16 protein-coding genes and 2 pseudogenes (1 of these 18 running past the window's edge) are annotated in these 24,060 nt (G+C 59.4%); 16 read left to right on the top strand and 2 right to left on the bottom strand.

Going from position 1 to position 24,060, the window contains the following annotated elements:
* The 7 genes and pseudogenes from SFLMC1_RS04210 to SFLMC1_RS04180 all read left to right on the top strand — a co-directional run.
* Nucleotides 1–295 (top strand): annotated as a pseudogene (locus SFLMC1_RS04210) (ABC transporter substrate-binding protein) (it extends 843 nt beyond the left edge of the window).
* Nucleotides 296–425: 130 nt separating this feature from the next.
* Nucleotides 426–1,315: pseudogene (locus SFLMC1_RS04205) on the top strand (branched-chain amino acid ABC transporter permease).
* 9 nt (nt 1,316–1,324) lie between these two features.
* Nucleotides 1,325–2,404, top strand: coding sequence for a branched-chain amino acid ABC transporter permease (locus SFLMC1_RS04200; RefSeq protein WP_152074361.1), 1,080 nt, complete (start codon nt 1,325–1,327; stop codon nt 2,402–2,404).
* Nucleotides 2,394–3,254 carry an ABC transporter ATP-binding protein gene (locus SFLMC1_RS04195; protein ID WP_152074362.1) on the top strand — a complete coding sequence of 287 codons (861 nt, stop codon included), beginning with the start codon at nt 2,394–2,396 and terminating at the stop codon, nt 3,252–3,254. The genes SFLMC1_RS04200 and SFLMC1_RS04195 overlap by 11 nt, the downstream gene beginning before the upstream one ends.
* Nucleotides 3,255–3,266: 12 nt before the next feature.
* Nucleotides 3,267–3,968, top strand: coding sequence for an ABC transporter ATP-binding protein (locus tag SFLMC1_RS04190; RefSeq protein ID WP_035137222.1), 702 nt, complete (start codon nt 3,267–3,269; stop codon nt 3,966–3,968).
* Nucleotides 3,969–4,361: 393 nt separating this feature from the next.
* Nucleotides 4,362–5,039 (top strand): copper homeostasis protein CutC, encoded by a 678-nt coding sequence (locus SFLMC1_RS04185; protein ID WP_152074363.1) that lies wholly within the window; start codon nt 4,362–4,364, stop codon nt 5,037–5,039.
* Nucleotides 5,040–5,042: 3 nt separating this feature from the next.
* On the top strand, nt 5,043–5,840 hold the full coding sequence (locus tag SFLMC1_RS04180) for a DUF4931 domain-containing protein (RefSeq protein ID WP_152074364.1): 798 nt from the start codon (nt 5,043–5,045) through the stop codon (nt 5,838–5,840).
* A 30-nt stretch (nt 5,841–5,870) separates the two neighbouring features.
* On the opposite strand, the gene SFLMC1_RS04175 is transcribed toward SFLMC1_RS04180, so the two are convergent.
* Nucleotides 5,871–6,869: a bile acid:sodium symporter family protein gene (locus SFLMC1_RS04175; protein ID WP_152074365.1), complete on the bottom strand. Its 999-nt coding sequence runs from the start codon at nt 6,867–6,869 to the stop codon at nt 5,871–5,873.
* A 276-nt stretch (nt 6,870–7,145) separates the two neighbouring features.
* Here SFLMC1_RS04175 and recJ point away from each other — a divergent pair, with 276 nt between their 5' ends.
* Nucleotides 7,146–10,433 (top strand): single-stranded-DNA-specific exonuclease RecJ, encoded by a 3,288-nt coding sequence (gene recJ, locus SFLMC1_RS04170; protein ID WP_152074366.1) that lies wholly within the window; start codon nt 7,146–7,148, stop codon nt 10,431–10,433.
* 15 nt (nt 10,434–10,448) lie between these two features.
* Nucleotides 10,449–12,809: a RelA/SpoT family protein gene (locus SFLMC1_RS04165; RefSeq protein WP_152074367.1), complete on the top strand. Its 2,361-nt coding sequence runs from the start codon at nt 10,449–10,451 to the stop codon at nt 12,807–12,809.
* 145 nt (nt 12,810–12,954) lie between these two features.
* On the opposite strand, the gene SFLMC1_RS04160 is transcribed toward SFLMC1_RS04165, so the two are convergent.
* Nucleotides 12,955–14,442, bottom strand: coding sequence for a glycoside hydrolase family 1 protein (locus SFLMC1_RS04160; protein ID WP_152074368.1), 1,488 nt, complete (start codon nt 14,440–14,442; stop codon nt 12,955–12,957).
* A gap of 145 nt (nt 14,443–14,587) precedes the next feature.
* On the opposite strand from SFLMC1_RS04160, the gene SFLMC1_RS04155 reads away from it, so the two are divergent.
* From SFLMC1_RS04155 to SFLMC1_RS04125, 7 genes are all read left to right on the top strand, one after another.
* On the top strand, nt 14,588–16,330 hold the full coding sequence (locus SFLMC1_RS04155; protein ID WP_152074369.1) for an HTH domain-containing protein: 1,743 nt from the start codon (nt 14,588–14,590) through the stop codon (nt 16,328–16,330).
* A 261-nt stretch (nt 16,331–16,591) separates the two neighbouring features.
* Nucleotides 16,592–17,431, top strand: coding sequence for a PRD domain-containing protein (locus SFLMC1_RS04150; RefSeq protein ID WP_152074370.1), 840 nt, complete (start codon nt 16,592–16,594; stop codon nt 17,429–17,431).
* Between the two features lie 205 nt (nt 17,432–17,636).
* Nucleotides 17,637–19,103: a PTS transporter subunit EIIC gene (locus SFLMC1_RS04145; RefSeq protein ID WP_187323851.1), complete on the top strand. Its 1,467-nt coding sequence runs from the start codon at nt 17,637–17,639 to the stop codon at nt 19,101–19,103.
* Between the two features lie 271 nt (nt 19,104–19,374).
* Nucleotides 19,375–20,304 (top strand): AEC family transporter, encoded by a 930-nt coding sequence (locus SFLMC1_RS04140; RefSeq protein ID WP_152074372.1) that lies wholly within the window; start codon nt 19,375–19,377, stop codon nt 20,302–20,304.
* A gap of 48 nt (nt 20,305–20,352) precedes the next feature.
* Entirely contained in the window at nt 20,353–21,801 is a 1,449-nt protein-coding gene (locus SFLMC1_RS04135; RefSeq protein ID WP_152074373.1) for a glycoside hydrolase family 1 protein, read from the top strand.
* A gap of 15 nt (nt 21,802–21,816) precedes the next feature.
* Nucleotides 21,817–23,274, top strand: coding sequence for a glycoside hydrolase family 1 protein (locus SFLMC1_RS04130; protein WP_152074374.1), 1,458 nt, complete (start codon nt 21,817–21,819; stop codon nt 23,272–23,274).
* Between the two features lie 69 nt (nt 23,275–23,343).
* Nucleotides 23,344–24,018 carry an MBL fold metallo-hydrolase gene (locus SFLMC1_RS04125; RefSeq protein WP_152074375.1) on the top strand — a complete coding sequence of 225 codons (675 nt, stop codon included), beginning with the start codon at nt 23,344–23,346 and terminating at the stop codon, nt 24,016–24,018.
* Nucleotides 24,019–24,060: the final 42 nt, after the last annotated feature.

The following is a 24,060-nucleotide window of genomic DNA, read 5'->3' as shown; positions in this document are numbered from 1 at the left end:
CGACGACGAGAAGAACGCCGACTTCGTCAACGCTTACAAGGATAAGTACGGCGATACCCCCGACCAGTTTGCCGCCGACGCCTACGACGGCGTGCACGCGGTGGCCGAGGCCCTCAAGGAGGCCGGTCTTGGTGTCGACGCCGACCCGACCGAGGTCGCCGAGAAGCTGCCCAAGGCTATGCTCAAGATTACCGTCGACGGTCTGACCGGTAAGCTCACCTGGAACGATAAGGGCCAGGTCCAGAAGGACCCCACGGCGTACGTCATCACCGATGGCAAGTACGTACAGGCCTAATTGGCCGCCTTACATAGAGCGGTTTTGATCCCAAGCAGGGGAGGTTTTGGCCTTCCCTGCTTGCTTGGTATCTAGGGACAGTGTAACGTCCCTGTTTCATACATTTACTGGAAACCTATTCGAAAGGGGGATGTGGAACATGACGGTCTTTATCCAATACCTGGTCAACGGCCTGTCCATGGGCAGCGTCTACGCCATCATCGCGTTGGGCTACACCATGGTCTACGGTATCGCCAAGATGCTCAACTTCGCTCACGGCGACGTCATCATGGTCGGTGCCTATGTCTCGTTCTGCGCCACGTCGTATCTCGGCCTCCCGGGCTGGGCATCTGTAGTTCTCTCTTGCGTGGTCTGCACGGTTCTCGGTGTTCTCATTGAGGGCCTGGCCTATAAGCCGCTGCGCCAAGCAGGCCCGCTGGCCGTTCTGATCACGGCCATCGGTGTGTCGTACTTCCTGCAGAATGCCGCACAGCTTCTGTGGGGCGCCACACCCAAGAACTTCACTTCGCTCGTCGCCTTCCCGGTACCGGAGTTCTTGGCCAAGTTCAACGTGAGCGCCGTCTCGCTTGTCACCATCGTCGCCTGTCTGGTTATCATGGCCGGTTTGGTGTTCTTTACGGGCAAGACCAAGATGGGTAAGGCCATGCGTGCCGTGTCCGAGGACAAGGCCGCCGCTCAGCTCATGGGCATCAATGTCAACCGCACCATCTCGATGACGTTTGCCATCGGCTCGGCGCTTGCCGCCTCGCCGGCGTGCTGCTGTGCTCCTACTCGCCGGTGCTGCAGCCCACGACGGGCGCCATGCCTGGCATCAAGGCCTTCGATGCCGCCGTTTTCGGCGGCATCGGTTCCATTCCCGGTGCCTTTGTCGGCGGTATTCTCATCGGCATCATCGAGGCGATGGCGCAGGCTTACATTTCCACGAGCCTTGCCAACTCTATCGTCTTTGGTGTTTTGATCATCGTCCTGCTCGTCAAGCCTGCCGGCCTCTTGGGCAAGTACGTCCCCGAGAAGGTGTAGGTGAGCGTTATGAAGTTTCTTAAAGACAAGCAGACGCGTCACGACTTTGTCACGTACGCCATGTGCATTGTGGCGTTCGCTATCGTGTTCTTTATGCAGTCTAACCACATGATCCCGCGCATGATCGCCGGTCAGCTGGTCCCCATCACGGCCTATATCGTCATGGCCATCTCCCTTAACCTCGTCGTCGGCATCGCGGGCGACCTGTCGCTGGGCCATGCGGGCTTTATGAGTGTCGGTGCCTACACGGGCATCGTCACCGCGGTCGCCCTCGAGAGTGCCGTTCCCTCCGATCCGGTGCGCCTTATCATCAGCATCGTGGTCGGCGCCATCGCTGCCGCCATCCTGGGCTTCTTGATCGGCATCCCGGTCCTTCGACTGAGCGGCGATTACCTGGCTATCGTGACGCTGGCCTTTGGCGAGATCATCAAAGAGATCGTCACCTGCCTTATCGTGGGTGTCGACTCGCGCGGCCTGCACGTGATCTTTAACATTACGGGCAACTCCACGATCGACGACCTGCATCTGCTCGAGGACGGCACCGCCATCATCAAGGGTGCCCAGGGCGCCTCGGGCGTGTCGACGTACTCGACCTTCCTCGCCGGCGCCATCCTGGTCATGGTCGCACTCGTGATCGTGCTCAACCTGGTTCGCAGCCGTACCGGCCGTGCCATCATGGCCGTGCGCGACAACAAGATCGCTGCCGAGTCCGTGGGCATCTCCGTCACCCAGTACCGCATGATCGCCTTCGTGGTTTCCGCTGCCCTCGCCGGCGCTGCCGGAGCCCTCTTCGGCGGTAACTTCTCGCAGCTCTCCGCCACCAAGTTTGACTTCAACACGTCGATTCTCATTCTGGTGTTCGTGGTCCTGGGCGGTCTGGGCAACATGCGCGGCTCCGTCATCGCGGCGGCGCTGCTCACGGTGCTTCCCGAGCTGCTCCGTCAGTTCTCGGACTACCGCATGCTCATCTACGCCATCGTGCTGATCCTGGTCATGATCTTTACCAACAACCCGCAGCTCAAGGCGTTCTTCGGTCGCGTCAAGGACCGCCTTGCTCCCAAGAAGGAGGTGGCAGCCGATGTCCAGTAAATTTGAGTTCAACAAGGGCAAGATGGTCCCGTATCCTTCTGGCGCCATCGTTCCCGATCGCGACCTGGGCGAGCGCCCGGCACTCGAGTGCATCCACCTGGGCATTGAATTCGGCGGCCTTAAGGCGGTCGACGACTTTAGCCTAACCATCGGCAAGACCGAGATCGCCGGTCTCATCGGTCCCAACGGTGCCGGTAAGACCACGGTCTTCAACCTGCTCACCAAGGTGTATCAGCCCACGCACGGCACCATCCTGCTCGACGGCGAGGACACCTCGGGCAAGTCGGTCTATCAGGTCAACCGCATGGGTATTGCCCGTACCTTCCAGAACATTCGCCTGTTCAACACCATGACGGTGGAGGATAACGTTAAGGTCGGCCTGCACAACCAGGAGCGCTACTCCGGCTTTGAGGGCGTGCTGCGCCTGCCGACGTACTGGAAGCACGAGAAAGCTGCTCACGAGCGCGCCATGGAGCTGCTGTCCATCTTTGATATGGAGCACCTGGCTAACGAGCAGGCCGGCTCGCTACCTTATGGCGCCCAGCGTCGTCTGGAGATTGTCCGTGCGCTTGCCACCAACCCCAAGCTACTGCTGCTCGACGAGCCTGCCGCCGGCATGAACCCGTCCGAGACTGCGGAGCTCATGGAGAACATCGTCAAGATTCGCGACACCTTCGGCATCGCCATCATGCTTATCGAGCATGATATGTCGCTCGTTATGAACATCTGTGAGGGCATCTGCGTGCTTAACTTTGGCAAGGTCATCGCCAAGGGCACGGCCGAGGAGATCCAGAACAACGACGCTGTTATCGAGGCGTATCTGGGCAAGCAGGATAAGGGGGAGAACTAAATGGCAGAGCCGATGCTTTCCGTCTACAACATCAACGTCTGGTACGGCGCCATCCACGCCATCAAGGACATCTCCTTCAACGTCAACGAGGGCGAGATCGTCGCCCTGATCGGTGCCAACGGCGCCGGCAAGTCCACGACGCTAAAAACCGTTTCGGGCCTGCTGCGCTCCAAGACCGGCTCCATCAAGTTTATGGGCGAGGACATTACCCATACGCCTGCCGACAAGCTGGTTGGCAAGGGCCTGGCCCAGGTCCCCGAGGGACGTCGCGCCTTTTTGCAGATGACGGTCGAGGAGAACCTGGAGATGGGCGCCTACACGCAGCCCAAGTCCACGGTGGCCCCGGGCCTTGAGCGCGTCTACGAGCAGTTCCCGCGCCTGAAGGAGCGCCGTCGTCAGGTCGCCGGCACCCTTTCGGGCGGCGAGCAGCAGATGCTCGTTATGGGCCGCGCCCTTATGAGCAACCCCAAGCTGCTCATGCTCGACGAGCCTTCCATGGGCCTGGCGCCGATTCTGATCGAGCAGATCTTCCAGATTGTCGAGGACCTGCACAAGGCCGGCACCACGGTGCTTCTGGTCGAGCAGAACGCGCAGATGGCGCTCTCGATCGCCACGCGCGGCTACGTGCTCGAGACCGGCAAGATCACCATGACCGGCACGGGCCAGGAGCTCCTGCACGACGATAACGTCCGCAAAGCCTACTTGGGCGGTTAACTAGTTACGCGGTTTTACCAAACCGCGTAACGGATCGACGCTGCAAGCCCGCCAGAGCGGCAATCTGCCTTTCAACTTCGGCGGCATGACCAGAAGGTCTATGCCGCCTTGTTTCAAGGCACCTTGCCCGCTTTGGCGGGCTTTCGCTGTCGTTGCCAAAATATCGGCGTTGTGGCAGCTATCAAGAGGTGGTCGTTGGGGGTAGTCGTTGGGGACGTTCTTGAATGACTAGTCGTTTAAGAACGTCCCCAACGACTATTCCTTTTCAGTTGCGGTGAAATAGGGACTGAAAGAGGGCATCAGGGGCAAAACCAGTCCCTATTCCACCGCAACTTCATGGGGATGTGTGACAATGCCCGTCGGAAAACAGCTGCTGTCTTTGGGGGTCTATCTATGCTGTACGAGTTTTGTGCCGAGAACTTTGAGCGGGTGCCGGCGGCCATCGAGGCCGGTGCGAGGCGCATTGAGCTGTGTGACAACCTCGCCGTCGGTGGCACCACGCCGTCCGCCGGCGTTATTAGCGCTACAGTCAGCTATGCTCACGAGCATGACGCGCGAGTGATGTGCATGATTCGTCCGCGTGGTGGCGACTTTCATTACAACCAGGACGAGCTACGCATGATGGAGATAGACCTGGGCCTTGCTGTGAGCGCCGGCGTTGACGGCCTGGTCTTTGGCTGCTGCAAGCCCTGTGCCGGCGGCTGGGCGCTCGACGAGCTCACTCTCGGCGCCCTCGTTATGGCTACGGGCTGCGCGACCGAGGAGTGCAAGCGCGAGCCCCTTGACATCACCTTCCACATGGCATTTGACCAGCTCTCGCCCGAGGCTCAGCTCGATGCGATTGATACTCTTGCCGACTGCGGCGTTACGCGCATCCTCACGCATGGCGGCGCGGCGGGTACGTCGATCGAGGATAATTTCGATCACCTGGCTCGTTTAATCGAGTATGCGGGCGATCGTTTGACCATCCTTCCCGGTGGCGGCATCACTACGGCAAATCGCGGCGCGGTCGCGGCGGCGCTCGGCATCTCCGAGCTCCACGGCACCAAGATCGTGCCGCTGGAGGTGTAGTCTGTGGCGCTCGTATTTGACGTTCAACAGGCGAACGGTAAACCCGACGACAACCGTCGTCCCGGCATCGCGTGCCCCTTTTGCGACACGGAGGGGCTTGCCAACATCATCGAGCGCGATGGTGACTGCATCTGGCTCGAGAATAAGTTCAAGACCTTGCGGGCCACCCGTCAGACCGTGTTGATCGAGTCGGCCAATCACGACGCCGACCTGGTGACCTATGAACCGGATGAGCTGCATCATGTGATGCGGTTTGCCCTGGGCTGTTGGCAGCGGATGATCGATTCCCAACAGTACCGCAGTGTGCTCATGTACAAGAATAAAGGCCCGCTTTCGGGCGGCAGCCTCGTCCATCCACACATGCAGATTGTGGGCTTGGAACAGGAGGACGGCTATGCGGCGCTGACCTCAGCCAACTTTGAAGGCATCGATGTCTGGCGGCGGGGGAGGGTCGCGATCACTATCTCGGCCGAACCGATCATGGGGTTCTTTGAGGTCAACGTCTCGGCTCCACAGGGAATCGCCGCCAGCGATGATGCCCGCGACCAAGTCGAAGTGGACCTGTTTGCCGATGCGATTCAGGTGGCCCTGCGCTATATCCTGCACGAGCACCACGGCGGTCGCGCGGAGTCGTACAACTTGTTCTTCTACCACATGGACGGCCGGACCATTGCCAAGGCTCTGCCACGTTGGGTGGTATCGCCCTACTTTGTGGGCTATCGTTTGGCCCAGGTCAATGCCGAGACCACGCTCGATATCGATGCTGAGCTCCTACGCGCGCGTCTGGAAACGCTCGTATAGCAAGACTAACACCCGCGTCATGCGGACGGTCTAGCGTGCCATCGTGTCGCGGCCGGCCTCGACACGATGGCGCTGTTTGGCGCGCTCCTCACCGGTTAGGCGCTCAAAGAGATGCCCGATAATCGAGGCCAGCACTTGCTGAAACAGCGTTCCGCACATGACGGGGAACACGACCTCGCCGGGAAAATACTGTGTGGCGATGACGGCGCCCGAAGAGATATTGCGCATACCGCAGGTAAAGCACATGGTGGTCGTCTCGCTATACGGCAGGTGCAGGGCCCGGGCGATCAGGACGCCGATGATAAAGCCGCTGATGGCGAACACCAGGATAAAGAGGGCGACTTCCAAGCGCTCAACATTCATGTGCAGCACGTACTCGCTCATGGCGGTGGAGTTGGACGCGATGACACTCATCATCATGAACTTGCAGGCGGGCGAGAGCGCGGGGGAGAGTTTCTCGTGGCCCCAGCCACGCGTGAGTTCGTTCATGACGATACCGAGCACGGCGGGTATGGCGATCATAAAGGCCATATTCTGCATCATGCTCGGCACGTCGATCGAGACGGTGGCGCTCAGCAGGAGCTTGAGCGTAAGAGGAATCGTCACAGGTGAGATGACCGAGGACGTCAGGATGATGGTGAGCGCGAGCGGGCCGTTGCCGCCGAACATGCTGATCCACATAAAGGCAGTGACTGCCACGGGTACGCTGTACTCGAGCACGATGCCGCAGACCAGGTTGGGATCGGAGCCGAAGAATAACGACCCCATGGCATAGGCTGCGATAGGGATAAGCACCGCCGAGACGAGCAACGCCAAGAACAGGTGCAGCGGGCGATGGAACACATCAGCCACCTGGTGAAAGGTGTTGCTCAGCGCGCCCTGAAACGTCATAAAGGCAAACAAGGCGGGAACGATGGGCCTGAGAACGCCGATCTGCTGGGGAAAGAGCACGCCGAGCGCCACGCAAATCGGAACGATGATCTGCATGTGCCCCGCGAGAAACTTGCCCAGTCCAATCCATTGCTTCATATGCGCTTGTGACTCCCTTTGCTCGTGAATCCGTTTTGAATGGATATGCTAGACGCTCGCATGCGTCCGCGCGTCAGAAACGCTCGAATATTTCGAGGCTATTACCGGCATCGTCTACCGAAACCGCGGCGTGCCGAGGCGATTTGCGTCCGCGCTGCACGGTATAATAAATTCGTTCAACAGATCTGCCTGCCGAAGCGGGCATACACAGAGGACTCATCGCTATGAACCGTGAGAGGTATCGCGGCGACCTGCCCCTATCGGGGGTGGGCGCCTATGTCATCGCTTAAGACGACGCATCGCTGGGCGGTCGCTCGGCAAAACCCCGAGCTCGAAAAGGAGCTTTCGGCTGGCCTGGGCATACCCGGGCTGGTGGCGCGCATTATGGTTGCGCACGGCATTACATCCATCGAGGAAGGCCAGCTGTTTTTGACGCCTTCGCTCGATCGCGACTGGGCCGACCCACTCATTATCCCGGGCATGTCGGTCGTTGCCGACCGCGTCGAGCGTGCTATTCGCAACCACGAGCGCATTGCGGTCTTTGGCGATTTTGACGTTGACGGCATTACGTCGACCTGCCTGTTGACCGAGGCGCTGCGCACGTTTGGCGCCGATGTCACACCGTTTATTCCTCATCGCTTTGACGAGGGCTACGGCCTGTCGCGTGCGGCGCTCGACCGCGTTAACGAGCTCGCCCAACCCAACCTGATCGTGACCGTCGATAACGGTATTGCCGCCAAGGAAGAGGTTTCCTATCTGGAGAGCCTGGGGATCGATTTGGTGGTCACGGACCATCACGAGCCCTCCGATCAGGTGCCGCAGGGCGTGCCTCTGACCGACCCCAAGCTCGAGGACGGGGGTCCCTCGCGCGAGCTTGCCGGTGCCGGCGTGGCGCTCAAGCTGGTGCAGGTTTTGGGTGAGCGTTTGGGCAAGCCGTCGTATTGGCGTTCGCTGATCGAGGTCGCGGCGCTGGGCACCGTGTCCGACATGATGCCGCTCACGCCCGAGAATCGCGCACTGGTTGCCGAGGGCATCCAGCAGATGCGCGTGACGGCCCGTTCCGGCTATATCGCGCTGGCCGCGCTCGCCAAGGCCGACCTCTCTAGCATTACGGCCGATGGCCTGTCGTTTTCGCTCATTCCCCGTTTGAACGCCGCTGGCCGCATGGCCGATCCAAAATTGGCACTTGACCTGCTGCTTGCCCGCGATCCTATCGAGGCAAGCGCGCTGGCGGCTGAGCTCGAGGAAATCAACCGCCAGCGCCGCGAGATCGAGGCGGAACTCACGCGCGATGCCATGGCAAAGGTCGAGGAGACCTATGATGGTGGACGCGCGATCGTCGTGGGCGGCGAGGGCTGGCACGAGGGCGTCAAGGGTATCGTGGCGAGCCGCCTGACCAACCGTTATCATGTGCCGGCGCTGCTGTTCTCGATCGAAGACGGTATCGCTCGCGGTTCGGGTCGCTCGGTGGGCAAAGTCAACCTGTTCGACGCCGTAGAACGCTGCTCCGATCTGCTGATTCGTCGCGGCGGGCATGCGGGTGCGGTAGGAGTGACCATCGAGGCGTCTAAGCTCGACGAGTTCCGTCGCCGCCTTTCCGCCGTGCTGTCCGAGCTTCCCGCCGAGGACTTTGAGGACACCGACGAGGTTGCTGCCACCGTCGACCTCTCCGAGCTGAATATTGAGACCATCGAGCAGATCTCCCGTCTTGAGCCGTTTGGCCAGGGCAACAAGGTGCCGCTGTTGGCGGCCGAGGGCGTGACAATGTGCGATCGCGCCGTGGTGGGCAAAACCGGCGAGCACATGCGCTTCGTGGCGACCGATGGTGCCGCGAGTGTGCCGGCCATTATGTTCCGCGTGCCACAGATCGATAGGCTCATCAATTGCGATAGCGCCGTCGACTTGGTGTTCGAGGCTGTGGCCGAGCATTGGCAAGGTCGCGTAAAGCCCAAGCTCATGATCAAGGATGTCTTGGTTCGCGATACCACGGCGCCCAGCGTTGACGACCCGGCATGTGAGCTTCGTCGCGGCGTGGAGCCTGCGGACGCCGGTCTTCGTCTGGAGTCCCACAAGCGCCAAACGCTCGCCCAGCTTTCCTATACCGAGCTCACACGCTCGCTCATTCACAGTTTTATCGGAGCGAACCAGCCGCACCGCGCGCAGGTCGAGGCACTCGACGCCCTGGCCGATCACCAAAGCGTTCTGGCCGTTATGGGAACGGGGCGCGGCAAGTCTCTTATCTTCCATGTGCACGCCGCGTGCGAGGCGGTCCTTCGCGGGCGTGCGAGCATCTTTGTCTATCCACTGCGTGCGCTCGTTGCCGACCAGGCCTATCACCTCTCGTCGACGATGGCTGCGCTCGGCATTGGCGTCGGCGTGCTGACCGGCGAGACCGTGGAGGCGGCGCGCGATGACGTGTTTGCCGGCTTGGCTTCGGGCCGCACCGGCATCGTGCTCACGACGCCCGAGTTCCTGTCCATTCACCGCGACCGCTTTGCGCGTTCGGGGCGTATCGGGTTTGTCGTTATTGATGAGGCGCATCATGCCGGTCTTGCCAAGGGCGGCGACCGCAGCGCCTATCTCGACATGCCCGATATCCTCAAGACTCTGGGCGACCCGGTCGTTCTGGCGGCGACTGCCACCGCAACGGCTCCGGTTGTGGCCGAGCTCGCCCGCGTGCTACCGATTACCCGTACGGTGGTCGACGAGACGGTGCGCGAAAACTTGCAGCTCGAGGATGACCGAGACCTTACGAGCCGCGAGAACCGCCTGGTGTCAATCGTGGCGACGGGGGAGAAGACCGTCATCTACGTCAACTCGCGCGATCAGTCCGTGGCGCTTGCCAAGACGCTGCGCAAGCGGGTACCCGATTGCGCGACCCGCATCGCGTTCTATAACGCGGGGCTTGCACGCTCCGATCGTCGCCGTGTCGAGGAAGCGTTTCGTGACGGAAGCCTCAGTTGCATCGTTTCGACCTCTGCCTTTGGTGAGGGCGTGAACCTGCCCGATATCCGTCATGTCGTGCTCTACCATATGCCGTTTGGCGCCATCGAGTTCAACCAGATGAGCGGACGCGCCGGTCGCGACGGCCTACCTGCCGTGATTCACCTGCTCTATTCGTCGCGTGACGCTCGCATTAACGAGCGCCTGCTCGACTGCTATGCGCCCGAGCGCGACGAGCTCGTCACGCTCTATCGCGCGCTGCAGACTATGTGGCGCTCCAACCGCGGCAAGACCGGAGACGACTCGTTTAGCGCGAGCGATATCGACATCGCGCAGATGTGCCTTGCCATCGATGCCCGCACGCCGGTCGACGAGCGCTCGGTGGAAAGCGGCCTGGGCATCTTCGAAGAGCTTGGTTTCTGTCGCGTTTCGGGGTTTGACGACACCCGTCGCATCGCGATGGCCGAAAACCCCGGCCGCGTGCAACTGAGCAGGTCAATCCGCTATTTGGAGGGCCTGCGCTCGCGCATGGAGTTCTCGGCTTTCCGGAGCTGGGCGCTCGATTCGTGCGCTTCTGATATGCTAGCCAAAGTTAACCGCCCGATCGTACCACGGGCCTAGGGGAAGGGGACCTCGATGGATGCCGCAGCCCGTACCGCCCATGATTCCACCCTCCAGCCGTTTTCGGAGATGGAGCACTATAAGCATGCCGATGAGCTGCCGCCCGAGATTATGGCGGACAGCTACGACAAGCTGGAGCGCCTGTGCCTCAAATATATGAATGAGGACGACTTCTCCAAGGTGGAGCAGGCCTATTGCTTTGCAGCCGAGAAGCACTGCAACCAAAAGCGGCGCTCGGGTGAGATGTACATCAACCATCCCGTCGAGGTGGCTATCATTTTGGCCGATCTCAAGATGGACTGTGACGTGGTGTGCGCCGCGCTGCTGCACGATACCGTTGAGGATACCGAGACCTCGCTTGCCGATGTTGCCGGCCTGTTTGGCGATACGGTGGCCGAGCTCGTCGATGGCGTGACCAAGCTTACCAACATCGAAGTCGACAGCATGGACGAGAAGCAGGCGCTTACGCTGCGCAAGATGTTTCTCGCCATGTCCAAGGACATCCGCGTTATCATCGTCAAACTTGCCGACCGCCTGCATAACATGCGTACGCTGGCGGCCCTTCGCGAGGACCGTCGCCTGTTTAAGGCCCGCGAGACCATGGACGTGTATGCGCCCCTGGCCGACCGTCTGGGCATGAGCTCCATTAAGTGGGAGCTCGAGGACCTGTCCTTCTTCTACCTGGAGCCCGATGCCTACCAACGCATCGCGCGCATGGTAGCCGAGTCGCGCGAGGTTCGCGAGCGCTATCTGGCCGAGACCATCAAGACGCTCACCGACGAGCTCAACCGCATTGGCCTGGAGGGCTTCCAGATTAATGGCCGTTCCAAGCACTATTGGTCCATCTATCAAAAGATGAAGCGCAAGGGCAAGGAATTCTCCGAGATCTACGACCTGGTGGCACTGCGCGTCATCACGCATTCGGTGCGCGATTGCTATTCCACGCTCGGCGCGGTGCATACGCTGTGGCACCCCATGCCCGGTCGCTTTAAAGACTATATCGCCATGCCCAAGGTCAATAACTACCAGTCGCTCCACACGACGGTTATCGGCCCCACGGCTCGTCCGCTCGAGATTCAGATTCGAACCTACGAGATGCATGAGCAGGCCGAGTACGGCATTGCCGCCCACTGGCTCTATAAGAAGTCGGGCGGATCGTCTGCCTCCAAGACCAATGATGCGCAGCGTCTGGACGATCAGATTAACTGGCTCAAACATTCGCTCGATTGGGCTGCGTCTGATGAGATCACCGATGCCAAGGAATACCTGCACTCGCTGAAGGTCGACCTCTTCGATCAAGAGATCTTCGTCTTTACGCCCAAGGGCGAGGTCATGGCGCTTCGTGCCGGCTCCACGCCGCTCGACTTTGCCTACGCCGTTCACACCGAGGTGGGCAACCACTGCGTCGGCGCTAAGATCAACGGTGCGGTGGCCCCGCTCACGCACGAGATCAAGACGGGCGACCGTGTCGAGATCCTGACCAACAAGAGTTCCAAGCCGTCGCGTGATTGGCTCAAGATCGTTAAGACCCCTTCGGCCAAGTCAAAGATCCGCCGCTATTTTGCCGCCGCGACCAAAGACGATGACGCTGCCGCCGGCCGCGATATACTGGCCAAGGACCTGCGCAAGCGCGGGTATGGCATCTCTACGCCGCGATCCACGCGTGCGCTCAACGCCGTGGCGGAGCAGTTTAACTACAAGCAGCTCGAGGACCTGTTTGCCGCCGTCGGCGCCGGCAAGGTTGCCCCGCGCGCTGTGGGTAACAAGGTCGAGCAAATCTTGGACCCCAAGCCCGAGGAGCAGCTCACCAAGACCGAAGCCATCGCCGAGGTCGTCAAGCAGCCTGCCCGCGGCTCCAACCGCAAGCCGCAAAAGCGCGGCAAGAGTGCCAGCAACGGCATTATCGTCAAGGGCGAGAGCAACAGCGGTCTGCTGGTCCGTCTGGCTCATTGCTGCAATCCGGTGACGGGCGACGATATCGTCGGCTTCATCACGCGCGGCCGCGGTGTCTCGGTACATCGCGCCAACTGCCCCAACGTCAAGGGTCTTATGGAGCATCCTGAGCGCATGATCGAAGTGGAGTGGGACGGCGCTGCCGACACCCTCTTCCAGGTCGAGATCGTGGTCGAGTGCCTGGACCGCATGGGCCTGCTCAAGGACGTTACCATCGCCATCGGCGATGCGGGCGGCAACATCCTTTCGGCTGCCACCTCGACCAACCGCGAGGGCATCGCAACCCTGCGCTTTATGGTCGAGATTTCTGACGCGAGCGGTCTGGATCCGCTGCTGGCTTCCATCAGCAGCGTCGACTCGGTCTACGACGCGCGCCGCCTGATGCCCGGCGAGGGCGGAGCGCAACTCAAGCGCCGCGTGTAGATTCATTCCGCCGTTTTACCAAACGGCGGAATGGCTTGACGCTGCGCGCCCACCAGAGCAACAATCTGACGTTCAATTTCGGGGGCATGATAAAAAGCAGAAGGCCGACGGGGCAATTCCGTCGGCCTTCTTTTATAGGCTCACGTTATTCTTCGGTCCAAAGGCTGTCGCCGTTGGTGGCGCAAACTTCCTTAAACCAATCGAAGCTCTTCTTTTTGCTGCGCTCGAGCGTTCCGTTGCCCTTGTCATCCATATCCACGTAGACAAAGCCGTAGCGCTTGGCCATCTCGCCGGTGGAAAGCGAAACGAGGTCGGTGCAGCCCCACATGGTGTAGCCCAGGCAATCCACTCCGTCGATGCAAATGGCCTTGGCCATTTCGCGCAGGTGGTCACGGAGGTAGTCGATGCGGTACTGGTCATCGACGGTGCCATCGGGAAGCAGCTCGTCTATTGCGCCCAGGCCGTTTTCGACGATAAAGATTGGCTTATGGTAACGGTCGTAGATTTCGTTCATCACAAAGCGTAGGCCAACCGGATCAATCTGCCAACCCCAGGGCGTTACCGGCAGATAGGGATTGGTGGGGGAGCCGCCCATTCGCTTGAGCTCATCGGATGCTTCGATGAGTGCGCTGCGGTAGTAGCTAAACGTTACGTAGTCGAGCGTGCCGGCGGCAAGAGTTTCGGCATCCCCGGCCTCCACAAACTCGTTCATGTTTACGCCCAAGCGGCGGAACATCGCACGCGAATAATAGGGGTAGACGCCATTTGCCATGACATCGCTAAAGAATTGCGTCATATGGCGGAACTGCATGCGACGGAACTCGTCCTCGGGCTTGCAGGTGGCGGCATAGACTTCCGAGCTTGCGTACATGGTGCCGAACATGGCCTCGGGCATCATTTCGTGCCCCATCTGAACGGCCTTGGCGCTCGCCAGGAACATATGGTGGATACAGCGATAATGCGTTTGCTGATCGGTGCGGTGCGAGCCGGTGGCAATATAGCCCGCAATGGCGTTGATCTCGTTGAAGGTGAGCCAATACTTGCACTTGGTGCCGATTCGCTCAAAGAGAGCACGGCAAAGGTTGAGATAGCAGTCGATTACGTGTCGGTCCTCCCAGCCGTTGTATTTCTCGGCCAGATAGGCGGGCAGCTCGTCGTGGCAGATGGTAATGAGCGGCTGGATATTGTGCGCCAGCAGCTCGTCGACCACGTCCTCATAGAATTTGAGGCCTGCCTCGTTGGGCTCGGCTTCGTCGCCTGTGGGGAAGATGCGGCTCCAGGTAATGGAGAATCTAAAGACGCCAAAGCCCATTTCGGCCATGAGCGCGATGTCCTCGCGCCAGTGATGATAAAAATCGACCGCCTGATGGCTCGGATAGTACTGGTCATCGTAAATGTAGGGCACTGCTCCCTCGGGGAAGGGCTGACACTGGAAGAAGCTGCTGTTAACCGAGGTACGGCTGCCATCGGGCATTTTGAGCGTGAGCTGACGCGGCGTGGTCACATTGCCGTCGGTCTCAAAGTCACGCGTGAGAAGGCCGCGACCGTCTTCGCCAAAACCGCCTTCGTACTGAAAATCGGAAGTGGCGCCGCCCCAGAGGAACGTGTCGGGGATATGCAGCTTGTCGGTCATGGGGTTTCCTTTCGTGCGAGGATCGGCCAAATTTTGGTTAGATTCATTTAACGCGGCGCACGCATGCTTTACCGTTAGGTTGTATGCTCTAATAAAGGGAAAATAACCTGTACGAACGAAGTGCTGGTTCGAAAGGCGGAGGCCCGTGCTCACGCAGCGTCAGATTAGATTGCTCATGCTTTTGGGAAGTTGCGATTCGTGGATGACGAGCGGTGAGCTTTCCGAGCGCCTGAGTATCAGCGCCAAGCTTGTCAAGCAAGAGGTTGCGGCGATTCGCGAGCAGCTGGGAAGCGCTGCGGGCATTGAATCCCTGCCGCGCTATGGGTATCGGTTGCTATATTTGGACACGGCTCTGCGTGAAAAGCTGGCGGCGGATTTTGATGCACACGAGGGACATCACAGCATCAAGCGCCGATATGCCCAGGTGTTCCTTATGCTCGTGCTGGCGCCTCGGCCGCTTTCGATGTCACAGGTCGCTGAGCGGCTGTTCGTCTCTAAAGCGACTGTTGCCGAGCAAGTCCAGGTTATGCGCTACCGCATGACACGCCTGCCTAATTTAAGCTTCGGAGTGGGAAGCCGCGATGGAATGCGTATTGAGGGGGCGGAATCGGAGCGGCGCTATGAGGCCTCCAAGTGGATTGAGGCCGATCGCATCGATGCAATGTTTGATGATCCGGGCACGGCGGAACGTTTTAGGACGGTGTATGTTCAGGTCTTGCCCACTGTCATTGAGCGGTCGAGTGACTTGCTTGCTGTGGGAAGGATTTCGGGCGATGACGTGAAGCGCGTTGCCGGATGGTGTGCCCTCTCGCTCGTTCGGCCTGTTGCATGTGAGCAGCTTGGGGAGCGGCAAGAGGCGTGCCGGGCAACGGAGGAGGCAATTGTTCTTGCGGAGGCCATTGCGGGCGACCTTTCGGGCCAAGGAGTAGGCGAGTTTGCGGTAACAGACCGGACCCATCTTGCCCTGCTGCTGAGTGAGCTCATCGTGCCCGTGCGTCCGTCTGATTTGGCGGTCATCCATGCCGTGCGCTTGTTGGACGAGGCGGCGCGGGCAACGCGATGCGACTCACTTCGAACGTCCTCGGAAGCGCGCATGGGGCTTGCGATTCGCATAGACGGCGTCTTGCGACGCTGTGCGGCAGGGCATGGCCTGCTCAACTACCATGCGTCCGAAACGGTGGCGCGCTATCCGCTTGCCAGCTGTCTAGCGTCATCGTATCTGGAGCGCACTATGCCCGGTCACGTTTCTAAGGCCGAGGCCACGCTTATCACCTTGGGCCTCGCTGGGGCTATAGAACGTGCGACGCCCGCTCGCCCCGTGGTGCTCTATACCGATGAAAACACGGTGGTTATAGCTCACCTTCGCGCGTTGATTGAAGGTACGTGGAACCGTAGGGCGTATCTCGAGGAAGTGCATCCCACGGGCTGGCGGGAGCCTGCGCCACGCCGTGCAATCGAGCTCGCTACCGACCCGTCGAGTGCCATTCTTCATCCCCGGGCAATTGTGCTGCCGGCTTTGCCGAGTAATGACGACCTTAGGCATGTTGAGCATCTCTTGGCACGCCGTGCGCAAGAGGATTTGGCACGGCTGTGGGAAGAGGCCGTTGAGCTTGGTGATGGCGCGGCGAAAACTGCGGTCATGGCATGCACCGGGCGCGATCGCCGGCGGGTGGTGCTCACCGTCTACCGAACGGTTTGCGTGGTGGAACGGATGGACAGCGTGGTATCGAGAATCGTTGTGAGCGACCTGTCCGAGCCACTCCGGTATCGCGGAAAGGCGTATCGGAGGGCCGTGAGCGTTGCATGGTCGGCGACGGAGCAGAGCCCGCTTGAGCTTTTCGAGGTGGTGTCGCAGCTGTTGCTCGAGGAAATCAAGGACATGCGCTGATTGAACAGCTGGATATGCGCGCGGTGCCGCTGGGATAAGCGTCGTGAATGGGGGCAATCGCCGATGAACGGTCGAAAAATCGCCGCGAACGGTATTTTTCTTCAAATAACTTCACAATTCGATGCAGAGGGTGTTAAGGTTCGTCTCGACGTTTCGGTTGTTACTCCTTTTCGAGGCAACGCGGACGCAGCCACATATAGTCCGAACTTGGATTGTTGAGTGAAAGCTGTCGGCCACGATTGTATCGAGAGGAGTTTTCTTATGCTTATCACGAAAAGAATCAATAACAACGTTGCCATGGCACAGGATAGCGATGGCAATGAGCTGGTTGTCTTTGGCAAGGGCCTTGGCTTTCGAAAGCCGCCCTACGAGCTCGAGGAAACCTCTCAGATTCACCGCGTGTTCCGCAACGTCAATGACGACCTGCTTAAGAGTATTAACTCCATTTCGGGCGAGGTTATCGGCGTTGCAATGGATATCGTGCGCCTGGCCGAGGTCGAGCTCGATTGCAGGCTCAATCCCAATCTTTATCTCACGCTTGCCGACCACTTGCAGTTTGCAGCGGAGCGCTTTGCCGACGGCATCGTTATGGAAAATCCACTCGCTGCGGATATCCCGCTGGTGTACCCCGATGAGTTTGAGCTGGGCAAAACGGGTCTAGCCTTTATGCGCAACGTGACCGGCCTGGAGCTTCCCGAGTCCGAGGCATGCTCGATTGCTCTGCATATCCTCAATGCCGAGGGCCGTGGCGCCAAGCGTGCCAACAGCGCGCGCATGGTTCAAAAGACCCTAAAGATCGTTGACGACGTTACCGAGATCGTCAACGCCAAGATGTTTCCCTGCGGGAGGGGGCTCGACAAGACCTCCCATGCATACGTGCGCTTTGTTACGCACCTTAAGTTTCTCGTAAAACGCCTGGAGGGTGTCGATGAGCATCAGGAAGCCAAGCTTCCGCTGCTCATGGATGTTGCGAAAGGCTATCCGAGGGCTATGAGCTGCTCAAAGGCCATTTCCCGCTATTTTAGGCGTGAACATGGGTGGAAACTCACCGATGAGGAGCGCTTCTATCTGTTGATGTATCTCATCAAGCTCGAGAACTAGCGCTTCTCGCAATATGACGGCAGGTGCATGCAGCGCCGCCGTTCACATATCCGGCCAAGCCGGCGATTTCCCCAACGGATTCGTTACGGAGCGACCACCTCATACAACCTTTGGTAATAGGCGCGACGGGCCAATGGCGCCGGGCCTCGCGTCTATATACAGCACTGTCCCTAAAGCCAATGCTCAGTTAGGAAAAGGAGACATTATGGCAAGTAAGTATGATGGTCTCGCCCACATCATCATCCAAAACGTGGGTGGTAAGGACAACGTCAAGAGTCTCGCGCACTGCGTTACCCGCCTGCGCTTTAAGCTCAAGGACGAGTCCCTTGCAAACGACGAAGTGCTCGAGAGCACCGACGGTGTCATCAAAATCATGCATGCTGGTGGCCAGTATCAGGTCGTGATCGGCCCGCATGTCACCGACGTCTACGATACCGTGCTTGCAATCGGTAAGTTCCAGGCCGGTGGCCTCGTTGACGAAGAGGGCAATACGATTGAGGAGGACGAGGGCGAGAAGGCCCCCATGAAGCCGCTCGACGCCTTCATCGATATGGTGTCCGGCATTCTCCAGCCGGTTCTTCCCGTGCTGGCCGCCGCCGGCATGACTAAGGGCCTGCTGTCGCTGTGCACCTTCCTGGGCGTGATGACCGCCGATTCCGGTGCCTACCAGACCATCTATTCCTTCGCCGATGGCTTCTTCTACTTCCTGCCCATTTTCCTGGGCTTCACTTCGGCAAAGAAGTTTGGCATCAACCAGTTTGTCGGTGCTGCCCTGGGCGCTTCGCTCTGCTATCCGGCTATGGTTGCCATGAAAGGCGCCGATCCCATCGGTTCTGTCTTCGCCGGTACGTTCATGCAGATGAACTACTCGGATACGTTCTTTGGCCTGCCCATCGTGTTCCCGAGCTCCGGTTACACCAGTTCCGTCATACCCATCATCATCGCGGTGTTCTGCGCTTCCAAGTTCTGGAAGGCAATCGATCAGAAGATTCCTTCGGCCGTGCGCTTCTTCCTTACCCCGATGCTCACGCTTGTGATCTTCACCCCGCTTACTTACCTGGTCATTGGCCCCATTGCCGGCGTTCTCACCAACCTGCTCGCCCTCTTCTTTAAGACTGTCTACGAGATTCCCGTTATCGGCGGCATTGCCTGCGGCGCCCTGCTCGGCGGTTTGTGGCAGGTCCTCGTGGTCTTCGGCCTGCATTGGTCCGTCGTCCCCATGTATCTCAACAACCTTGCCGTGCTGGGCTATGACGCCGTTTTCGGCGGTCGTCAGGTCTGCAGCCACGCTCAGGTTGCCTCTGTCCTCGCGGTGTTCTTTAAGACCAATGATAAGGCCCTCAAGGAGGTCTGCATCCCTGCAGCCATCACCGGCGTCTTTGGCACTACCGAGCCTGCTATCTACGGCGTGACCCTGCCCAAGAAGACCCCGTTCGTTATGTCCTGCATCGCCTCTGCCATCGGTGGCGCATTTGTCTGCGGTATGGGTGCCAAGCAGTTTATGGCGGGTTATTCCGGTATTCTGGGCCTGCCGGTCTACATTGATCCTACGGGTGCCGAGGGCATCAACAACCTCATCATTATGGTTATCGGTATCCTCATTTCCATGGTTGCCTCCTTCATCCTCACCTACATCACGTACAAGGATGAGCCCAAGAAGGCCAACGCCTAGTTTTCGGTTGGGCATCGGTGCTGCGCGTCGATGCCCAACGACGGCCGCGTGCCCCTGGCACGAACGGCCGGCTTTGGGGCCGCCCGAGTCCGCACGGCGCGGGCGGCCAACTTTTTGCTAGGGTAAATTGGGACACAGCCTTTTTCGTTGCCGCGGCGTCCCTCCAGACGTCGACCCAGTCCCTTTTCGGTTGCGCAAAAAGGCTCTGTCCCCATTTATCGGCATATGCCGATCACATATTCGAATCCCGCCTGTAAGGAGATGCGCACCCATGCAGCTGAGTCTGGCTTCGACCATGCCCCTCATGCTCAACCAGATCATTGCCATGTTCCTCATGATGGGGGTGGGCGCCATCTGCTTTAAGGCAGGATTCATCACCAAGGACGGCTCCAAGGTGTTCACCAACCTTGCTTGCTATGTGTCCACGCCCGCCGTGGTGCTCCGGGCACTTGCTAGCAAATTTGATCCGGAGGTGGCTGCCAACGTTGCATGGGTGGTCGGTGTCACCTGTATCCTTATGGTGGTCTGTATCGTTTGCGCACGCCTTGCTTATGGCTCGAACGGAAACCGGGCGGCACAGGTAGGTATCATTGTCTCTAACATGGGCTTTGTGGGCATTCCTCTTGTCGAGGGCGTGATTGGCGAGGAATACGTCATTTACATCTCCGCCACCATCGCGGCTCAGACCGTCTTTATTTGGACCTATTGTGTATGGATGTATACGCGTGACCGTTCCACCGTGAGCGTCAAAAAGGTTTTCACGAATCCAGTGATTATATCGGTCATCGTGGGATTTGCCATGTTCTTCTTGAGCTATGAGCCCCAGGGCGTAGTCAAGGTGTTCGTGGACGGCATGGCGAACCTTAACACCGGTCTCGGCATGCTGATCGTGGGCATTTTTCTGGCACAGTCCGATCTCCGCGCGCTCCTGCGCACCCGCTCGATTTACAAGGCGAGCGCGCTTCGCCTGCTGGTTACGGCGGGCATTGCTGCCCTCATCTTGGCAGTGACGCCCATGCCCCAGGCCTGTAAGGCAGTCCTGCTTATCGCGTTTTCATGTCCATGCGGTGCCATGTCGTCCATGATGCCGCAGCTCTTTGGTGGAGACTACCGTTTTGGTGCCGGGCTCGTAACCATATCAACGCTTCTTTCTATTGTCACCATGCCCGCCTTGCTCTCGGCGGGCCTCATGTTGTTTTAGTTCCTGGGGCGGTGGCACGTCGCCCAAATCGACCGAAAGGAAGATACCATGTCCGTAACCCCCGCTTTTCCGCAAGGCTTCCTCTGGGGTGGCGCCACTGCCGCCAACCAATTAGAGGGCGCTTGGGATGTCGAAGGCAAAGGTGTCTCGGTGGCCGATGTGGTTACCGGCGGCGATGTCAATACGCCGCGCCTGATTGATCCTTCGCTCGATCCGGACAAGTATTATCCCAACCATGACGGAATCGACTTCTATCACACTTATGAGGACGATATCGCGCTTATGGCCGAGATGGGCTTCAAGACGTTTCGCATGTCTATCGCCTGGACGCGCATCTTCCCCACGGGCATGGAGGATGAACCCAACGAGGCTGGCCTTGCTTTCTACGATCGCGTTTTTGATTGTCTGCGCGCCCACGGTATCGAGCCGCTTGTGACCATTAGCCACTACGAAATGCCCTATGCCTTGGTCGATAAGCTCAATGGTTGGGAGAGCCGCGAGTGCATCGATTATTTTATGCGCTATGCGACCTGTGTCCTCGACCGGTTCCACGACAAGGTTACCTACTGGCTCACGTTCAACGAGATTAACTGCGGTCTTGCACGTGGCGGCGCCTCGACGTCCACGGGTACGTTCAAGGGCTATACCGGTCCGCGCACCGGGCTGCCGTTCGATCTCTCGGTTCGCTATACCGCCGTCCACAACCAGTTTGTGGCGAGTGCCAAGACAGTTATCTATGCGCACGCGCACTATCCCGAGCTCAAGATCGGCGACATGTGCATTTACATCCCGTATTACTACCGCACGTGCGACCCCGATGACGTCCTGCTTTCGCAGCAGGTTATGCAGCGTGTCAACTACTTTACGTCCGACGTTCACGTGCGCGGCTACTATCCCGGCTACATCAAGCGCTATTTCGCCGACAACGACATCACCGTCCGGATGGAGCCGGGCGACGACGAGTTGCTGCGCGCCGGCACTGTTGATTTTTGCACCTTTAGCTACTACATGAGCAACTGCGTGAGCTGTGACCCCACGCTCGAGACCACGGGCGGCAACCTCTTCGGCGGTGTCAAGAACCCCTATCTCAAGGCAAGCGATTGGGGTTGGCAGATCGACCCTAAGGGTCTGCGCTGGGCACTTAACGAGATGTGGGACCGCTACCAAAAGCCGCTGATGGTGGTCGAAAACGGCATGGGTGCTTTCGACAAGCCCGGCGAGGACGGTGTCGTGCACGATGACTATCGCATCGAGTACCTTCGCCAGCATATCGAGCAGATGCGCGAGGCCGTGGCGGACGGCGTGGGCCTCATGGGCTACACCATGTGGGGCTGCATCGATCTGGTGAGTGCTTCGACGGGCGAGATGGCCAAACGCTACGGCTTTATCTACGTCGACGAGCACGACGACGGCACCGGCACCGGCGCGCGGAGCCGCAAAGATAGCTTCCACTGGTACAAGAAGGTTATCGAGTCCAACGGCTCGGACCTGAGCTAAACGAAAGGAACAATCATGGCAGCTTTTCCCCAAGGTTTTCTCTGGGGCGGCGCTCTTGCCGCCAATCAGTGCGAGGGCGCGTATCTCGAGGACGGCAAAGGCCTCTCTGTTCCCGACATGATTAAGGGCGGCACTGTCGATACCCCGCGCATGATCACCTCGACTGTCCACGAGGGCGAGTACTATCCCAGCCACGAGGCCATCGACTTCTACCACCACTACAAGGAGGACATCGCCCTCTTTGGCGAGATGGGATTTAAGTGCCTCCGCGTCTCCATCAACTGGGGCCGCATCTTCCCCACGGGTGAGGATGCCGAGCCCAACCAAGCGGGTATCGAGTTCTACCGTTCTATGTTCGAGGAGATGCACAAAAACGGCATCGAGCCGCTCGTGACGCTCAGCCACTATGAGCTGCCCTATGCGCTTGCCAAAAAGTACGGCGGTTGGTCGAGCCGCGAACTCGTGGAGCCGTTTGTGCGCTACGCGCGTCTGTGCTTTGAGGAGTACAAGGGCCTCGTCAAGCTGTGGATTACGTTCAACGAGATTAACTGCCTGTGTGCTCCTTTTGGCAATATCATGGGCGGCGGCATCTTGCCTCCTGGCGACAACGTGGCTCTCGACTACAGCACCAAGGTCGAGTGGGACGACGAGCAGCGCCGTTACCAGGCCCTTCATCACCAGTTTGTGGCAAGTGCGCTCGCGGTCAAGGCCGCGCACGAGATCGACCCCGACAATAAGGTCGCCTGCATGATTGCAAGCCGCGCCACCTATCCGTACAGCTGCCGTCCCGAGGACGTGCTCTTCGCCCAAAAGATGGAGCGCATGGCCAATCATTACTGTGGTGATGTTCAGGTGCGCGGCGCCTATCCCAGCTGGGCCGACCGTCTCTGGCGCGAAAAGGGCGTGCACGTCGAGCAGGAGCCGGGCGATGCCGAGCTGCTGCGCGAGGGCAAGGTCGATTTCTATACCTTTAGCTACTACAAGAGCTCGACGGTTTCGACCGACCCCACCGTGCCTGTGGGTACAGGCAACGTCTTCTACGATGACGCCGTCAACCCCTATCTCGAGACGTCCGATTGGGGCTGGACGATCGACCCCAAGGGCCTGCGCTGGTATCTCAACGACATGTACGATCGCTATCAGGTACCCATGATGATCGTTGAAAACGGCCTTGGCGCTATCGATGTGGTTGAAGAGGACGGCTCTATCCACGACCAGTACCGCATCAACTACATGCGCGACCATATCGAGCAGATGGCAGAGGCTATCGACGATGGCGTCGACCTGATCGGCTACACCATGTGGGGCCCGATCGACATCGTCTCCGCCGGCACCGGCGAGATGAAGAAGCGCTACGGCTTCGTGTACGTCGACAAGCACAACGACGGCTCGGGCGACCTTCACCGCGCACGCAAGGACAGCTTCTTCTGGTATCAGAAGGTCTGTAACACCAACGGTGAGGTGCTAGGCTAGAGAATGACCATGGGCGGCCAAAATGCGCTTGCGCACTTGGCCGCCTTTCCGAATGCAAAAGGAGTGCCTATGTCCCTCGATACCACGCCACGCGGTTCTGTTTCCATTGAATGTTTGGCCAACGGACCTATCGAAACCAACAGCTACTTTGTGGGCTCGGCGGGGGAGTGGGTTGTCGTCGATCCCGCATGGGACGGTGCGGCCTTGGTCGAGCGCTTTTATGCCGAGCATCCGGACGAGACGCTGCTCGGCGCCGTCTGCACGCATGGGCATGCGGACCATGTGGGCGGCGTGGCGGGCGTGCGCGCGGCGTTGGGTGAGGCATGCTTGTACGCGTTGCCTGCTAAAGATGCCGAGCTTCCTGCTCAAAACATCGCTGAGCAACGTGCCATGTGGGGAATCGACACGCCCGATCCGGGTGAGCCTACGCGACTGATCGCCGAGGGCGATACGCTTGTAGTGGGAGAAGCAGCACTCCAGGTTATGGAAGTGCCGGGGCATACGCCGGGCGGAATCGTGCTGTTCGTGGCGACGCAGGAGGGCAATGTCGCTTTCGTAGGGGATACGCTATTTCCGGGCAGCCACGGTCGCACCGATCTTGCGGGCGGCGACGAGGCGACCATCTGCCACTCGCTCAAAAAGATGGCCCGCGAGCTACCCTCCGACACCGTCTGCCTTACCGGTCATGGTTCCGCAACGACGATGCAAGCGGAGCTCGCCCGTAACCCGTTTATGAGCCGTTGATAAGCGCAGCGGGCATGCCCAACTCGGAGCCTGCCATGCCCG

This window comes from Collinsella aerofaciens (genome assembly GCF_901212495.1).
GTDB lineage: Bacteria > Actinomycetota > Coriobacteriia > Coriobacteriales > Coriobacteriaceae > Collinsella > Collinsella aerofaciens_H.
Note: the sequence above shows the minus strand (reverse complement) of the source record. Positions and strands in the feature narration are given on the sequence as shown.